We start from the raw sequence: 1,198 nt of genomic DNA, 5'->3' as shown, positions 1-1,198 counted from the left end.
AGATACGGCAAGAAGTCGGTCGTCCGACCACCTTGGGCAGGGCTGTCAGTCATGAACGGTGCGGGAGACGGAATACGGAGGACACCGACCGCCGGCGGTTGCCTGGAAACGCCGGGAATCGGGACGAAAGGCGATATTACCCCGAAGGGCGCGCTCTCCGCTCTGCCGGGCCTGTCGCTCGAATGGACTTTATGCGCATAGATTTTTATGACGATTTGGCGCTGAGTTCGTTGTGTGCGCCGACGATTACGTCGATGTATCGTGTCGAAGGACCGGTAGATGGTTCAAGATGCCATTTGCCCGGACACATCAATCGCCAGTCATTTTCGACAAACGTCGCACATCATCAGCCATTCCGCTGCCATTCCGGATAAATCGACGTCTAATTGAATCGACGTCTGATGTGGACTACTGGGGGCCGATTGATGTGTGGTACAGGGAGAGCGTTGGGAGATCTCATTAGCGCAGCGCTGCAGATCGCTCGAGAACAGCGGTGACCTGAGTCGCCGCATTCGACGCTCCGATTCCAGCCAGGTTGACGTGCGGCGCAGCCAATGGCCGAGAACATTGAAGGCCTGGATCGACGCATTCCACGCCTCAGTCTCGCCAGATTGACGTGCGGTGCGGCGAAACGTGCCTGGAGGTAGGAGTGCCGCGGAGCTGTATCAAGCCGGCCGCCCGTCCTGATCCCATGTGCATTTCCGCCGCGCCAATGCAAAAACCCCCGCCTTTCGGGCGGGGGTTTCTGGCTTAGGGAGCCTGACGATTACCTACTTTCACACGGGAATCCGCACTATCATCGGCGTAGAGTCGTTTCACGGTCCTGTTCGGGATGGGAAGGGGTGGGACCGACTCGCTATGGTCATCAGGCAAAGAGGGTTGTTGCGCTGGCTTCGCAGCACAACCAATCCTGGAAGAAGCAGTAATCTTGGTTGTGTGTATCACACACGAGAATCCAACTTGTCGCTTTGGATCGCGGCCGGTGCTGTCGCACGGCGCAGATCTACAAGGCAGACTTGTTATAGGATCAAGCCTTACGGGCAATTAGTATCAGTTAGCTGAACGCATTACTGCGCTTACACACCTGACCTATCAACGTCCTGGGCCGCTCGGCGGACGGTTCCCGCAGTCGCCGGAGGGCTTCCTCGACTACGCCGTGGAAGTGCCAGGCCAGGGAGACAGGTTCGCGTCGCCGTAC

The 1,198-nt window shown here is 57.9% G+C and carries 1 rRNA gene and 1 pseudogene; one reads left to right on the top strand and one right to left on the bottom strand.

Annotated elements, in window-relative coordinates:
* Positions 1-757 precede the first annotated feature (757 nt).
* Positions 758-870 (bottom strand): 5S ribosomal RNA (gene rrf / locus ACWDD7_RS37810).
* Between the two features lie 235 nt (positions 871-1,105).
* Between rrf and ACWDD7_RS37805 the strand changes: the two are divergent.
* Positions 1,106-1,198 (top strand): annotated as a pseudogene (locus ACWDD7_RS37805) (TIGR03089 family protein); the annotation flags it as partial.

The sequence above is a fragment of the Streptomyces sp. NPDC001056 genome, from assembly GCF_053598955.1.
Note: the sequence above shows the minus strand (reverse complement) of the source record. Positions and strands in the feature narration are given on the sequence as shown.